Genomic DNA, 13,188 nt, shown 5'->3' with positions numbered 1-13,188 from the left:
CCGCCGCCCGGTACGTCACACCCTCCCCGGCTCGCGGCGGCGCCCCAGCCACCCGCGAGGCGCGCCCGAGCCAATGTGCGCGTTTCGTGACAAGCGGAACCTTGTCCGCACGACCGTTCGTCCTCCGGGTCGTACGGGCCGGTGAGGACGGCACGGATGGCTCCGCACATCGCCTAGGGTCAAGGGGCGGGGACGGAGCGCGAGCACGGCAGTGAGGGCATGGCATGGCACAGGCGTACGTGACGGATACGGGGAACGGCGGTCCGGAGCCCGAGCCCGCCGGATCCGGCCTCCGTGGCCGACTGGCCGCCCTGCGCAAGGATCCGGGGATCTGGCGGCGCGGCATCGTCACCGCCGTGTTCGCCGTACTGATCGCGCTGGTGATGGTCTTCCACGCCACGCTGCCCAATGACGTGGGCAACCTCGGCAGTCTCATCGAGACCTTCCTGCCGTGGCTGGCGGTGCCCATCGCCCTGCTGCTGGTCATCGGCCTCGCCCGCAAGTCGGCGACGGCCCTGATCGCGCTGCTGCTCCCGTCCGTGATCTGGGTGCACCTCTTCGGCGGCCTGGTCACCGACAAGTCCGGCGCGGGCGGCAACCTGATGGTCGCCACCCACAACGTCGACGCCGACAACCTCGACCCGCGCGGCACCGCCGCCGCGATGGCGAAGTCGGGGGCCGACGTACTGGCGCTGACCGAGCTCAAGGCGGGCGCCGTCCCGCTGTACGAGGAGGCGCTGGCGGGCACGTACAAGTACCACGCGGTCGAGGGCACCGTCGGCGTGTGGAGCAAGTACCCGCTCTCCTCCAGCAAGCCCGTCGACATCAAGCTCGGCTGGACCCGCGCCATGCGCACCACCGTGGACACCCCCTACGGCCAGGTCGCCGCCTACATCGCGCACCTGCCCTCGGTCCGGGTGAAGCTGAACGCGGGCTTCACCGCCAACCAGCGCGACAACAGCGCCGGGGCCCTGGGCGCCGCGCTCGCCGGCGAACCGCTGAAGAAGGTCCTGCTGCTCGGCGACCTCAACGGCACGATGAACGACCGCGCCCTGTCCGAGGTCACCTCGCAGATGCGCTCCACGCAGGGCGCGGCGGGCGACGGCTTCGGCTTCAGCTGGCCGGCCCAGTTCCCGATGGCCAGGATCGACCAGATCATGGTCCGCGGCATCACGCCCGAGGCCTCCTGGACGCTGGGGCGCACCGGCAGCGACCACCTGCCGATCGCCGCGCGGCTCACCGTCCGGCCGTGACGCCGGGCTCCCGGTGCGGGCGCCCGGCGCACCCGCACCGGGGGAGCGGGCTCAGCCCCGCTCGCGCCAGCCGTTGGTGATCGGCAGCCGGCGGTCCTTGCCGAAGCCCTTCGCGGAGATCTTGGTGCCCGGCGGGTACTGGCGGCGCTTGTACTCCGCGGTGTCGACCATGCGCAGGGTCCTGGCGACCAGCGCCCGGTCGTAGCCGGCCGCGACGATCTCCTCCAGGCCCTGGTCCCGGTCGACGTACAGCGCCAGGATCCCGTCGAGCACCGGGTAGTCGGGCAGCGAGTCCGTGTCCACCTGGCCCGGGCGCAGTTCGGCGCTCGGCGGCTTCTCGATCGAGGAGACCGGGATCGGCGGGGTCTCGCCGCGCTCGGCGGCCGCCCGGTTGCGGTACCGGGCGAGCCGGAAGACGTCGCTCTTGTAGACGTCCTTGATCGGGCCGTAGGCGCCGACGGAGTCGCCGTAGAGGGTCGAGTAGCCGACGGCCAGCTCCGACTTGTTGCCCGGGGCCAGCACGAGGTGGCCCTCCTGGTTGGACACCGCCATCAGCGTCGTGCCGCGCAGCCGGGACTGGAGGTTCTCCTCGGCCAGGCCGGTCAGGCCCAGCGCGCCCATGTACGCGTCGAACATCGGCTCGATCGAGACGGTCCGCAGGTGCAGGCCGGTGCGTTCGGCCAGGTCGGCCGCGTCGCCCTTGGAGTGCTCCGAGGAGTACTTCGACGGCATCGAGATGCCGTGGACGTTCTGCGCGCCGATCGCGTCGCAGGCGATCGCGGCGACGAGCGCGGAGTCGATGCCGCCGGAGAGCCCGATCAGGACCGAGCGGAAGCCGTTCTTGCGGACGTAGGCGCGCAGGCCCACGACCAGGGCGTCGTAGACCTCCTCGTCGTCGTCGAGCCGCTCGGCGTACCCGCCGGTGACCACGGCGTCGTACGGCTCCACCGGCTCCTCGGACAGGACGACCCGGTCGATCCGCAGCCCGTCCTCCACCACGCCCTCGACGGGCGTCGGGGAGGCGGCGGGCAGCTCCAGGTCGACCAGTACGCAGCCCTCGGAGAACTGCGGGGCCCGCGCGATCACCTCGCCGTCCGCGTCGACGACGATGGAGTCGCCGTCGAAGACCAGCTCGTCCTGGCCGCCGATCATCGCCAGGTAGGCGAGGGTGCAGCCGGCCTCCCGGGCGCGCTTCTGGACCAGTTCGAGGCGCAGGTCGTCCTTGTTGCGCTCGTAGGGCGAGGCGTTGACGGAGACGAGCAGCCCCGCCCCGGCGGCGCGGGTGGCCGGGACCCGGCCGCCCTCCTGCCAGAGGTCCTCGCAGATGGCCAGGGCCACGTCCACGCCGCGCACCCGGATCACCGGCTGGGTGTCGCCCGGCACGAAGTACCGGAACTCGTCGAAGACCCCGTAGTTGGGCAGGTGGTGCTTGGCGAAGCGGAGGGCGACCTTCCCGCCGTGCAGGACGGCGGCCGCGTTCTCCGGGGAACCGGCGGGCCGGCCGAGCCGCGCCGTGGCCTTCTCGGTCCGGTCGAGGTAGCCGACGATCACCGGCAGGTCGCCGAAGCCCTCGGCCGCGAGCCGCTGCGCGAGGGCGACGAGCGCGGTGCGCGAGGCCTCGACGAAGGAACCGCGCAGCGCGAGGTCCTCGACGGGGTAGCCGGTCAGCGCCATCTCGGGGAACGCCACCAGGTGGGCGCCCTGCTCGGCGGCGTGCCGGGTCCAATGGACGACGGAGTCGGCGTTGGCGACGATGTTGCCGACGTGCGCGTCGATCTGATTCAGAGCGAGACGAAGTTGGGGCACGGCCCCACTCTAATCTCTAATCGTCGTTCTGACGCGATGTCCCTGACGCGGTGTCCCGGAAAGCCCTTCGGGACACCGCGTCGGACCGGATCGGTCCGACGCGGACCGACACGGTCCGGGGGCTCAGCCGAGCGTGCCGCTCCAGATGGCGCCGTCGTACTTGCCGATGCCGGGCGCGATCTCGAACTGGATGCCCTTGGTGCCCTCGGGCAGACCGAAGGCGAAGACGCCGGTGGCCGACTGGCCCGGCAGCAGCGAACCGGAGAACGGCCGCTCCACCTTGAAGTCGTACATCCGCTTCGACTCCAGCCCCTTGTCGTCGCGCGCGGAGGGCAGCGCGGCGCGCAGCTCGACCTTCTCCTTGGAGTTGTTGGTGATGGTGACGGTCACCTTCGCCGCGAACTTCGGGCGGTCCGGGTCGTACTTGTTGGGCTCCGGCGTGTATCCGGCGGCCTCCTTGACCGCGACCTCGACCCCGTCGGGGTAGGTGAAGGCCTGGCCGAAGGGCAGCGCGGAGGTCTTGCCCGGGATGTCGGTCCTGGGGCTCGGGCTCGGGCTCTCGTCCCCGAACTCGTCCTCGTCGTCCCAGGAGTCGCGGTGCGACGGCGGCAGGCCCTCGTTGACCTGCTTGTCGATGCTCTTGACGATCTGGCTGGTGAAGTACGTCCCGGCGCCCGCCGCGACCAGACCGAGCACGCCGAGCACCGTGCCGGCTATGGCCATGGTCTTGCGCGGGGCGCCCTTGGACGCCTGGACCATGCCCGCGATGCCGAGGCCGATGGCGACCAGCGCCAGCAGCGCGCCGCCCCAGAAGAAGAAGGGGATGAAGCCGATCGGCACGCTCAGCACGCCGCAGACCAGGGCCGCCACGGCCATGCCGTTGTTCTGCGGGGCGCCGGAGGCGCCCGGGTAGGGCATGTTGGTGTAGACGCCGCCGTGCGGGCCCCAGGGGTTCGCGGGCGGCTGCGGCTGACCGTACGGCTGTGCGCCGCCGGGCGCGCCCGGCGCGCCGGCGGACGGCGGGCCGAAGGGCGACGGCGACGGCGGCGCGAAGGGGGAGGGCGCGGGCGCGGTCGGCGGGGTGGTCGGCGCGGTGGCCGGAGCCGCCGGGGCGGCGGCCTGCGCGGGCACGGCCGGGGTCCCGATCTCGGTCGCCGCGTGGTGCACCGACGGGGCCGCGGGAGCCGCGGGGGTCGTGGGCGCCGGGGTGCCCTCGGCCACCGTCGGCGGGCCGGACGGCGCGGCCGCGGGCGGCGTGTCGGCGGGCGGCGCGCCGACGGGCGGCGTGTCGGCGGACGGCTTCGAGGGCTTGCTCAGGTCCAACGAAAATCCTCATGTAGGGGTGCGGCGCGGTGATCTTCCACCCTGCCACGCCCCGCACCCCCGACCAACCGGATTGCCGGCTCCCGGATCAGGCCCCGGGAGCCGGCCCCCGGGCCGTCAGCGCCGGTACCCCAGCACCGTCATCATCCCGGCCTCCGCGTGGTAGACGTTGTGGCAATGCAGCATCCACAGCCCCGGGTTGTCGGCGTCGAAGTCGGCGGTGAGGGCGGCCCCCGGCAGGATCACCGCGGTGTCCTTGCGGGCGCCGCCCGGCTGCCCGCCGAGGGCGAAGGTGTGCCCGTGCAGGTGCAGCGGGTGCCACATCGTTGTGGAGTTGTTGAACTCCAGCCGGACCCGTTCGCCCGCCTTCACCGGGTGCCGCTGGTCCGCCGTGTAGGGCTTCCCGTCGAAGGCCCAGTCGTACGCCGCCATCCCGCCCGTCAGCTCGACGCGCAGGGTGCGGTCGGGCGCGCGGGCGGCGAGCGCCACGGCCCCGGCGGCCCGCAACCGGTCCGCGGTCAGGGGCGCGGCGGCCAGCTCGGCGGGCCGGGTCGCGGCGGTGGGCGCCGTCCCGCTCCCGGTGCGCAGCAGCGCGAGCGCCGAGGCGCCGTCCCCCTTGCCCTCGGCCAGCGCGGTCAGCGGGAAGACGCCGTCCCCGGCCGTGACGAGGACGTCGTAGCGCTCGCCCATGCCGAGCAGCAGCGAGCCGGTCCGCGCGTGTTCCACGGGGAAGCCGTCGGTGTGCGTGACCGTCAGTTCGTGGCCGCCGAGGGCGAGCCGGAAGGCGGTGTCCCCGCCCGCGTTGATGATCCGCAGCCGGATCCGCTCGCCGGGGCGGGCCGTGAAGACGGAAGGGTCCCGCGCCGTGCGCCCGTTGACCAGGTAGTGCGGGTAGGCGACGTCGCCGGTGTCCTTGCCGAGCACGGCGCTGCCCCCGCCGCCCATCAGCATGCGCGAGGGCCCGGAGGGCGCGGAGCCGGAGGCGGCGGGGGCGGGGGAGCCGGGCGTCACGGCGCCCATGTCGTGGCCGCCGTGGCCCGCCGCCGGGCCCATGCCCCGGCGGAGTTCGGTGAGCACGGCGTCCGGGGTGGAGCCGTCGATCCCGTCCAGCCAGTCGTCCAGGACCACCACCCACTCCTTGTCGTAGGACAGGGGCTCCTTCGGGTCCTCGACGATCAGCGGGGCGTACAGCCCGCGGTCCTGCTGGACCCCGGAGTGCGGGTGGAACCAGTACGTCCCCGGGTGCGGCACGGCGAAGCGGTACGTGAACGACGCGCCCGGGGCGATGTCCCGCTGGGTGAGCCCCGGCACCCCGTCCATGTCGTTGCGCAGCGCCAGGCCGTGCCAGTGCAGGGAGGTGGCCTGCGGCAGGTGGTTGGCCAGGGTCAGGGCGAGGGTGCCGCCCGCGGTGACCCGCACCTCCTGGCCGGGCAGTCGGTCGCCGTAGGCCCAGGAGCGCGCGGTCAGGCCCGCCCCGAGGTCCAGCGGGCCCGCGGTGGCGGTCAGTTTCACCTCGCTGATCGGGCCGGTGGCCTTGCGGGCCGCCTCCGCGGCCCGGACCTCGGGGCCGGCGGGGTCGACGTAACCGCCGGGGGCGGAAGGGGCGGATCCGCCGCCCATGGAGCCGCCGCCCATGGATCCGTGGTCCATGGATCCGTGGTCCGTGCCCGAGCCGCCGGAGCAGGCGGCGAGCAGGGCGGATCCGGCGACGGCGGCGGAGGCCCCGAGCACGGACCGCCGGGTGGGGAGGGTGGGGCGGGGCGTGCTGCTGGTGGTTGCGGGAGAGCGCATGGAAGTGCACCTCGTGGGTGTGGTGACGCGTGGGTGGATGGGCGACGACCGCCGTCGCTCCCGCGGGCGTGCGGGGGCCACGGCGCGGCCCGTCCTATACGCGCAGCACCACCAGTCGGGCGAGGAGTTCCCGGCCCGTGGGCGGATCGGGCCCGCCGTGCGCCCGCACCCCGCGGGCCTCCGGCCGAGCGGTGGCCGCGGCCCCGGTCCGCGCCAGCGCGAGCACGCTGGCGAGGCTGATCCCGGCGAGCAGCACGGCCAGGCACACCGACATGGGGTCCATCGCCATCCCGCCGTCCGGCCCCTGCACCCGCGTCCCCGCCGCGTCGGCGGGTGCGGGCGCGGCCGGGGCGGGCGCGGCCGGGGCGGGCAGGACACCGTCGGGCGCGGAGTGGTCGGGCACGGCGTGGGCGGCGGGTGCGGGCGCCCCGTGGGCAACGGCGTGGGCGGTCGCTGCGTCCTGTCCGACAGGGGAGTCGTCCGGGTGGCCCAGCGTGTGCATGGTGACGATGCCCAGCAGCAGCGCGGCGAGCAGCAGCACCCGGGACCACCGGGCGGCTCGCGGCGTGCGGCGGGCAGCGGACGTCATGCGCGGCAGCTTACCCCGGGTGGGTATCCGATGATCCGATTGACCCGGCTGACCCGGCCCTGCTTAGGATTGGTCCCACTATGTCCACAAACGGTACGCGGCGCGTCGCCGCCCTCATCGGCCTGGGCGCCGCCGCCTACACCGCCTGGGTGCTCGAAGTCGTGCTGTCCACCGGCCTGAACCCCATCGAGACCTACGTCAGCGAACTCGCCGCCCAGGACCAGCCGCTCGGCGGCCTCTTCCGGGCCACCGACTTCACCGCGGGCCTGCTGGCCTTCGCGGGCGGCCTGTTCGCCCTCCTGCGGCTGCGCACCGACGCCGGATCCCGGCGGCCCTGGGCGGTCATCGGCTGGGCGGGCGTCACCCTCTTCGGCGCCGCCACCGCCGCCGACGCCTGGCTGCCGCTCAGCTGCACCCCGACCGTCGATCCCGAATGCGCCGCCCGGGAGACCGCCGGCCTGGTCCCCGCGACCCACCAGGCCCACGCCATCAGCAGCAGCCTGGCCATGACCGGGGCCCTCGTCGGCATAGTCGCACTGACCGTCGCCGCGCGCCGGTACGGCTGGTGGGCCCCGCTCGCCCGCTACGGCCCGGCGCTCGTGACGCTGGAGCTCCTCGCCACCGCGTGGACCCTGAGCGCGATCGCCCTCTTCACCGCCGGGCGCGGGACCTGGGCCCTGGGCGCGGGCCAGCGGCTCCAGGTGCTGTTCGTCGCGCTCTGGCTCGGCCTGCTCGCGTACTCCGTCCACAAGGAGCGCCGCACGTGACGGGCGCCCGGGGGACCGGCCGCGGGGCGTACGAGGGCTTCGTGCGGTCCGGCGACGGCGTGCCGCTGCACGTGGTGGTCGAGGGCGGCGGACCGGTCTGCGTGCTCGCCGCCGGGCTCGGGCTCGGCTGGTTCGACTGGGACCCGGTGGCCGCGCTGCTGGCCCCGCACCGCACCGTCGTCCGCTTCGACCGCCCCGGCCACGGTCTCAGCGCCCCCGCCGCCGAGCCGCCGACCGCCGCGGGCGAGGCCCGCCGGATCGCGGCGCTGCTCGACGCGCTCGGCCCGGTCGGCAGGGCCCCCGCCACCGTGGTCGGCCACTCCATCGCGGGCTTCCACGCCGAGGCCTTCGCCCGCCTGTACCCGGCCCGGGCCGCCGCACTGGTGCTGCTCGACAGCAGCGTCGAGGAGGAACCCCCGCGGCCGCTGCTCCCGGCCGCCGTGCGCGGCGGCGCCGCGCGGGCGCTCGGGCGGGCCGTCACCGCCGCCGGACTGCCCGCCGCCGTCGGGCCGCTGCTGCGCCGGGCCGGGGTACGGGCCTCGCGGACCGGCGGCGCCGACCCGGCCGCGCGGGAGCTCGTACGCCGCTGCTACCGCACCGGCCGGGTCTGGCGCGGGACCCTGCTGGAGAACTCCCGCTACCCGGACGTGGCCGCCGAGGTGCTGGCCCTGCGCGCGGCGCACCCGCTGCACGCGCCCGTCACCGTGCTCGCCGGCTACGACGGCTCCGCGCGCCCGGGCGCGCTGCACTGGCTCGGCCGCCAGGCGGACCTCGCCGACCGGCTGGGCGCCCGCTTCGAGGTGGCCGACCCCTCGGGGCACATGGTCATGCTGGACCGCCCGGACCAGGTGGCCCGGACGATCCTGGACGCGGCCCAGGCCCGCGTGGCGCCCGGCGGTCGGCCCCGGGCGTAGGGGGCGTCCCGGCAGGGCCCGCGGGGGCCCCGCTCACGGGCGCGGTGCGGCTCCGCGCTTGGCCAGCATGTCCGCCATCAAGGTCAGCTCCGACTGCTGCGCCTCGGCCATCCCCTGGGCCAGCTTCTGCTCGGCAGGGGTCCGGCAGAGCTTCGCGCAGCCCAGCGCCATCGCGACCCCGCCCTTGTGGTGGTCGGTCATCAGCTGGAGGTAGAGGACCTCGGCGTCCCGCCCCTGGGCGGCGCCGAGCCGCACCAGCTCCTCCTTGGTGGCCATCCCGGGCATCAGCGCGCCCGGCTTGGTCGTGGCGCCGGAGTGCCCCGCCATGCCGTCCGTGCCCGCCGTGCCCTGCGCGTCGCCCATGCCGCCCATGCCGCCCATGTCGTGGGCGCCGGCCCCGTCGCCGGCGTTCATCCAGGACATCGGCGGGTCGGCGGGCGTCACCTTCGGCAGCCCCCACAGGTCCAGCCAGCCCAGCAGCATCCCGCGCTGGTTCGCCTGGGTGTTGGCGATGTCGTAGGCGAGGCTGCGGGTCGCCTCGTCCTGGGTGCGGTCGCGCACGATGAACGACATCTCCACCGCCTGCTGGTGGTGCACCGCCATGTCCCGGGCGAACCCCGCGTCCGGGGAGGACACCGCGGGCACCCGCCCGGGGCCGTCCGCCGCGTCCGCGGTGCCTCCGCTCACCGCCGCGATCATCGTCGCCGCCGCCGCGAAGAGCAGCGCCAGTACCACCGCGCTGCCCGCCGCCCAGTAGGTACGGCTCACTTCTGGTCCAGGCCGCTCGTGCAGGCCGCACCGGGCTCCGGGGTCTGCGTGCCCTGGACGTAGGTGCTGAAGAACGTGTCCACGCGCGGGTCCGTCGCCTTGTCCACGCTGAGCTGCTTGCCCCAGGCGCTGAGCATGATCGCGCCGGACTGGGTCTTGTCCGGGCTCATCAGCGTGTACGGGGTCTTGCCCACCTTCGCCGCGAGCGCGTCGACGTCCGCCTTGGCGGCCTTGTCGTTGTAGGTGACCCAGACCGCGCCGTGCTCCAGCGAGTGGACCGCGTTCACCTCGGGGATCGGGTTCTTGTAGACGTCGCCGTTGCAGTTCATCCAGCGCGGGTTGTGGTCACCGCCGACCGGGGGGTTCATCGGGTACGACACCGGTGTGTCGACGTGCGTGCGCCCGAGCTTCTTGGCGTCCCAGCTCGCCACGCCGGTCACCGCGTCCGTGGTGAAGCCGGGAGGGGCGTCCTTCTTGTCCATCTGGTTCTTCAGCACGTACCCGCCGAAGCCGACGAGCCCGGCGACGAGGACCGTGGACCCCGCGACGACGAGGATCTTGTTGCGCCGGTCACGGGACTTCTCCGCCCGGCGCATGTCGGCTATGCGCGCCTTGCGGGACTGGTCCGGGGTGCTGCTGGACTTGCTCGCCATGTCAGTCCTTCTGCGGGGAGGGGCGTGCTGGGGGGACCCCTTTGGGCGCAGGGTAATGCTCATGACCGCTCCAAGGTCAGTCCGGGGGTGCCACGAGCTTGCCGGGGTGCGTAATCTGGCGGAAACCACCGCTCGCGATACTGGGTACGCCCGACCGTGCCCCACGGCCGCTGGATGTGGTGCACAGGCCGTCTGAACTGCGAGGATGAAGGCATGGACAAGCAGCAGGAATTCGTCCTCCGGACGCTCGAGGAGCGCGATATCCGCTTCGTGCGCCTGTGGTTCACCGACGTACTGGGCTTCCTGAAGTCCGTAGCGGTCGCGCCCGCAGAGCTGGAGCAGGCCTTCGACGAGGGCATCGGCTTCGACGGCTCGGCGATCGAGGGCTTCGCCCGGGTCTACGAGTCGGACATGATCGCGAAGCCGGATCCGAGCACGTTCCAGATACTGCCGTGGCGGGCGGAGGCCCCCGGTACCGCGCGGATGTTCTGCGACATCCTGATGCCCGACGGCTCCCCCTCCTACGCGGACCCGCGCTACGTCCTCAAGCGCATCCTGAACAAGACCTCCGACCTGGGCTTCACCTTCTACACCCACCCGGAGATCGAGTTCTTCCTGCTCAAGGACAAGCCGCTGGACGGCACGCGGCCCACCCCCGCGGACAACTCGGGCTACTTCGACCACACCCCGCAGAACGTCGGCATGGACTTCCGCCGCCAGGCGATCACCATGCTCGAATCCATGGGCATCTCGGTGGAGTTCAGCCACCACGAGGGCGCGCCGGGCCAGCAGGAGATCGACCTGCGCTACGCCGACGCCCTCTCGACGGCCGACAACATCATGACCTTCCGCCTGGTGATGAAGCAGGTCGCCCTCGAACAGGGCGTCCAGGCCACCTTCATGCCGAAGCCGTTCTCGGAGTACCCCGGCTCGGGCATGCACACCCACCTCTCCCTCTTCGAGGGCGACCGCAACGCCTTCTACGAGTCGGGCGCCGAGTACCAACTCTCCAAGGTGGGCCGCTCCTTCATCGCGGGCCTGCTGCGCCACGCCGCCGAGACGGCCGCGGTCACCAACCAGTGGGTCAACTCCTACAAGCGCATCTGGGGCGGCTCCTCGCGCACCGCGGGCTCCGGCGGCGAGGCGCCCTCGTACATCTGCTGGGGCCACAACAACCGCTCGGCCCTGATCCGCGTCCCGATGTACAAGCCGGGCAAGACCGGCTCCTCGCGCATCGAGGTCCGCTCGATCGACTCCGGCGCGAACCCCTACCTGACGTACGCGGTCCTCCTGGCCGCGGGCCTCAAGGGCATCGAGGAGGGCTACGAACTCCCGGCCGGCGCCGACGACGACGTCTGGGCCCTCTCCGACGCGGAACGCCGCGCGATGGGCATCGAACCCCTCCCGCAGAACCTGGGCGAGGCCATCTCCCTGATGGAGCGCAGCGAACTCGTCGCGGAAACCCTGGGCGAGCACGTCTTCGACTTCTTCCTGCGCAACAAGAAGCAGGAGTGGGAGGAATACCGCAGCGAGGTCACGGCCTTCGAACTCCGCAAGATGATGCCGGTGCTGTAACCGCAGGTCAGCAGCACTGTCAGAATTTTCTGACACTCAGGGCCGGTGGTCGATGACCACCGGCCCTGTAGACCTCGTCCACGACCTCCAGCGTGCGCTCGTGCCGCAACGCGTGCATTCCGTGCTCGCGCGCGGCCTGGCGGCGCTCTGCGGGCCGCGGCTCCGGGATGATGCCGGCCTGCACGAGGGCGAACTTCCACACGGGGTGACGTCCACGGGTGCGAAGTCCTCGCTGTGCGTCTTGGGTGCGTGCGCCACGCGATCGGGGAGCGGGATGCCCGTTGACCACCCTCACCTGAAAGGTGACGTACAGCCACCCGCTCTCGTGGTTCACCGCGTCCACGCCGAGTCCGAAGATCTCGCGCTGGCGCACAGGCCCGCACGGGGTACGAGAAGGGCGGGAAGTCCCTTCGCGTCATGGTCACGACCCTGCCGAGCGACCGGCACGTGATGCGCTACTCCGTACTGGCGGACTGATGCTGACCTCCGCCCCGCACGCGAGGAACAGGGCATGGCTGTCCACACCGCAGTCCCTCTCGCCGCCGAAGCTCCCGGCGTTTCTGAGCGCATCTGGTACGCGTCCTACGGCTCCAACATGCACATGGACCGACTGAGCACCTACATCTCAGGCGGGACGCCCGCTGGGGCGACCCGCACGTACCCCGGCTGCCGGGACCACCGGGCGCCGGAACGGTCGATCGCCGTCGAGCTGGAGGGATGCCTGTACTTCGCGACCGAGTCCCCGGTGTGGACAGGAGGCAGGGGCTTCTACGACCCGACGGCACCCGGCCGCATGCGAGGGCGCGCTCACCTCGTGACGGTGAGCCAGATGTCCGACATCGCCGCGCAGGAGATGTACAAGGAGCCGGGGACAGACCTGGACCTGACCACCGTCCTGCGCCTGGGCCGGGCTGAGTTGGGGCCGGGGCGCTACGAGACGTTGATCTGCCCGGGGGCGATCGAGGGGGTCCCCTTGTTGACGTTCACCGCGCCATGGACGCTCCAGGACATCGAGCCACTCATGCCGTCCGCCGCGTACCTGCGGTACCTCGCCGGTGGCCTGCTGGAGTCTGGACCATGGGAAGAGCGGGACATCGCCGATTACCTCACCTCTTGCCCTGGAGCAGCAGGGAACTGGACGCCGACACAGGTGTTGGAGCTACTGAGAGGCGGCACCAGTTACTAGCGTCGCCCACCTCAAACTGGCGACCCCTGCGCCAATTGGCACCAGAAAGACGAAATGCCGGAATCAGAGAAAGTTGCCCAGGGAAGGGGCGCGGCGCCGTAGCCTTGCAGGTCAGTAAGCCTGCTCCCTGCGCCCGCGGGGATGAACCCTGCCGACCCGCCCGCGCCCGGGCCACCAGGGACTGCTCCCCGCACCCGCGGGGATGAACCCAACTGGAACCGTCACCTCTTGGACGTGGCCAGCTGCTCCCCGCGCCCGCGGGGATGAACCCAACGTCGCGGCGGTCCAGGAGATGCAGCGCCTGGGCTGCTCCCCGCGCCCGCGGGGATGAACCCTGCTCCGCTACCTTCTCCGGGGCGCTCAGGTCCTGCTCCCCGCGCGCGCGGGGATGAACCCACCTCCAACCGGGTGGCCTCGGCGAGGGCGTCCTGCTCCCCGCGCCCGCGGGGATGAACCCGCGGTCGTTTCGGGCTTCAACACGGCGGTCGACTGCTCCCCGCGCCCGCGGGGATGAACCCGCCGTGTACGAGGTCGAGGCCCTGATCCTCTACTGCTCCCCGCAC

Annotated in this window: 12 protein-coding genes and 1 CRISPR repeat array (1 of these 13 cut by a window edge); of the genes, 5 read left to right on the top strand and 7 right to left on the bottom strand. The window is 72.9% G+C overall.

Going from position 1 to position 13,188, the window contains the following annotated elements; genetic code table 11:
• Window positions 1-224 precede the first annotated feature (224 nt).
• Window positions 225-1,253, top strand: a complete 1,029-nt coding sequence (locus ACFWAR_RS23970) for an endonuclease/exonuclease/phosphatase family protein (RefSeq protein WP_385780586.1) — start codon at window positions 225-227, stop codon at window positions 1,251-1,253.
• 51 nt (window positions 1,254-1,304) lie between these two features.
• Here the strand turns inward: ACFWAR_RS23970 and ACFWAR_RS23965 are convergent, their stop codons facing one another.
• The 4 genes from ACFWAR_RS23965 to ACFWAR_RS23950 all read right to left on the bottom strand — a co-directional run bounded on the left by ACFWAR_RS23965 (window position 1,305) and on the right by ACFWAR_RS23950 (window position 6,762).
• Window positions 1,305-3,059 carry an NAD+ synthase gene (locus ACFWAR_RS23965; protein ID WP_385780583.1) on the bottom strand — a complete coding sequence of 585 codons (1,755 nt, stop codon included), beginning with the start codon at window positions 3,057-3,059 and terminating at the stop codon, window positions 1,305-1,307.
• 123 nt (window positions 3,060-3,182) lie between these two features.
• The gene (locus ACFWAR_RS23960; RefSeq protein ID WP_385780580.1) at window positions 3,183-4,382 is read right to left on the bottom strand and encodes a DUF4190 domain-containing protein; all 1,200 of its coding nucleotides are present in this window, start codon (window positions 4,380-4,382) and stop codon (window positions 3,183-3,185) included.
• A 117-nt stretch (window positions 4,383-4,499) separates the two neighbouring features.
• Window positions 4,500-6,173, bottom strand: a complete 1,674-nt coding sequence (locus ACFWAR_RS23955) for a multicopper oxidase family protein (RefSeq protein WP_385780577.1) — start codon at window positions 6,171-6,173, stop codon at window positions 4,500-4,502.
• 94 nt (window positions 6,174-6,267) lie between these two features.
• Window positions 6,268-6,762, bottom strand: a complete 495-nt coding sequence (locus tag ACFWAR_RS23950) for a hypothetical protein (RefSeq protein ID WP_385780575.1) — start codon at window positions 6,760-6,762, stop codon at window positions 6,268-6,270.
• An 80-nt stretch (window positions 6,763-6,842) separates the two neighbouring features.
• Between ACFWAR_RS23950 and ACFWAR_RS23945 the strand changes: the two genes are divergently transcribed.
• Both ACFWAR_RS23945 and ACFWAR_RS23940 read left to right on the top strand, forming a co-directional pair.
• Complete coding sequence (locus tag ACFWAR_RS23945; RefSeq protein ID WP_385780573.1) at window positions 6,843-7,529, top strand: DUF998 domain-containing protein; 687 nt, start codon at window positions 6,843-6,845, stop codon at window positions 7,527-7,529.
• Window positions 7,526-8,443: an alpha/beta fold hydrolase gene (locus ACFWAR_RS23940; protein ID WP_385780571.1), complete on the top strand. Its 918-nt coding sequence runs from the start codon at window positions 7,526-7,528 to the stop codon at window positions 8,441-8,443. Before ACFWAR_RS23945 ends, ACFWAR_RS23940 begins: the two co-directional genes overlap by 4 nt.
• A gap of 33 nt (window positions 8,444-8,476) precedes the next feature.
• Here ACFWAR_RS23940 and ACFWAR_RS23935 read toward each other — a convergent pair whose 3' ends face one another.
• Window positions 8,477-9,142, bottom strand: coding sequence for a DUF305 domain-containing protein (locus ACFWAR_RS23935; protein ID WP_385780685.1), 666 nt, complete (start codon window positions 9,140-9,142; stop codon window positions 8,477-8,479).
• A gap of 65 nt (window positions 9,143-9,207) precedes the next feature.
• Window positions 9,208-9,864 (bottom strand): DUF3105 domain-containing protein, encoded by a 657-nt coding sequence (locus ACFWAR_RS23930; protein WP_385780568.1) that lies wholly within the window; start codon window positions 9,862-9,864, stop codon window positions 9,208-9,210.
• A gap of 213 nt (window positions 9,865-10,077) precedes the next feature.
• Between ACFWAR_RS23930 and glnA the strand changes: the two genes are divergently transcribed.
• Window positions 10,078-11,439, top strand: coding sequence for a type I glutamate--ammonia ligase (gene glnA, locus ACFWAR_RS23925; protein WP_330330117.1), 1,362 nt, complete (start codon window positions 10,078-10,080; stop codon window positions 11,437-11,439).
• Between the two features lie 19 nt (window positions 11,440-11,458).
• On the opposite strand, the gene ACFWAR_RS23920 is transcribed toward glnA, so the two are convergent.
• Window positions 11,459-11,812: a hypothetical protein gene (locus tag ACFWAR_RS23920; protein WP_385780564.1), complete on the bottom strand. Its 354-nt coding sequence runs from the start codon at window positions 11,810-11,812 to the stop codon at window positions 11,459-11,461.
• 138 nt (window positions 11,813-11,950) lie between these two features.
• On the opposite strand from ACFWAR_RS23920, the gene ACFWAR_RS23915 reads away from it, so the two are divergent.
• Window positions 11,951-12,625 (top strand): histone deacetylase, encoded by a 675-nt coding sequence (locus ACFWAR_RS23915; protein ID WP_385780561.1) that lies wholly within the window; start codon window positions 11,951-11,953, stop codon window positions 12,623-12,625.
• 120 nt (window positions 12,626-12,745) lie between these two features.
• Window positions 12,746-13,188: a CRISPR direct-repeat array (repeat unit 17 nt; unit sequence CCCGCGGGGATGAACCC) (it continues 16 nt past the right edge of the window).

This window comes from Streptomyces sp. NPDC059917, assembly GCF_042730635.1.
Classification (GTDB): Bacteria; Actinomycetota; Actinomycetes; order Streptomycetales; family Streptomycetaceae; genus Streptomyces.
The sequence above is the reverse complement of the archived record's forward strand: the minus strand, read 5'-3'. Positions and strand labels throughout refer to the sequence as shown.

What these genes read in the sequence shown, in the direction of transcription:
- ACFWAR_RS23970 (WP_385780586.1), top strand. Translation starts at nt 225, where the DNA reads ATGGCACAGGCGTACGTGACGGATACGGGGAACGGCGGTCCGGAGCCC.
- ACFWAR_RS23955 (WP_385780577.1), bottom strand. Translation starts at nt 6,173, where the DNA reads ATGCGCTCTCCCGCAACCACCAGCAGCACGCCCCGCCCCACCCTCCCC.
- ACFWAR_RS23950 (WP_385780575.1), bottom strand. Translation starts at nt 6,762, where the DNA reads ATGACGTCCGCTGCCCGCCGCACGCCGCGAGCCGCCCGGTGGTCCCGG.
- ACFWAR_RS23945 (WP_385780573.1), top strand. Translation starts at nt 6,843, where the DNA reads ATGTCCACAAACGGTACGCGGCGCGTCGCCGCCCTCATCGGCCTGGGC.
- ACFWAR_RS23935 (WP_385780685.1), bottom strand. Translation starts at nt 9,142, where the DNA reads ATGATCGCGGCGGTGAGCGGAGGCACCGCGGACGCGGCGGACGGCCCC.
- ACFWAR_RS23930 (WP_385780568.1), bottom strand. Translation starts at nt 9,864, where the DNA reads ATGGCGAGCAAGTCCAGCAGCACCCCGGACCAGTCCCGCAAGGCGCGC.
- glnA (WP_330330117.1), top strand. Translation starts at nt 10,078, where the DNA reads ATGGACAAGCAGCAGGAATTCGTCCTCCGGACGCTCGAGGAGCGCGAT.
- ACFWAR_RS23915 (WP_385780561.1), top strand. Translation starts at nt 11,951, where the DNA reads ATGGCTGTCCACACCGCAGTCCCTCTCGCCGCCGAAGCTCCCGGCGTT.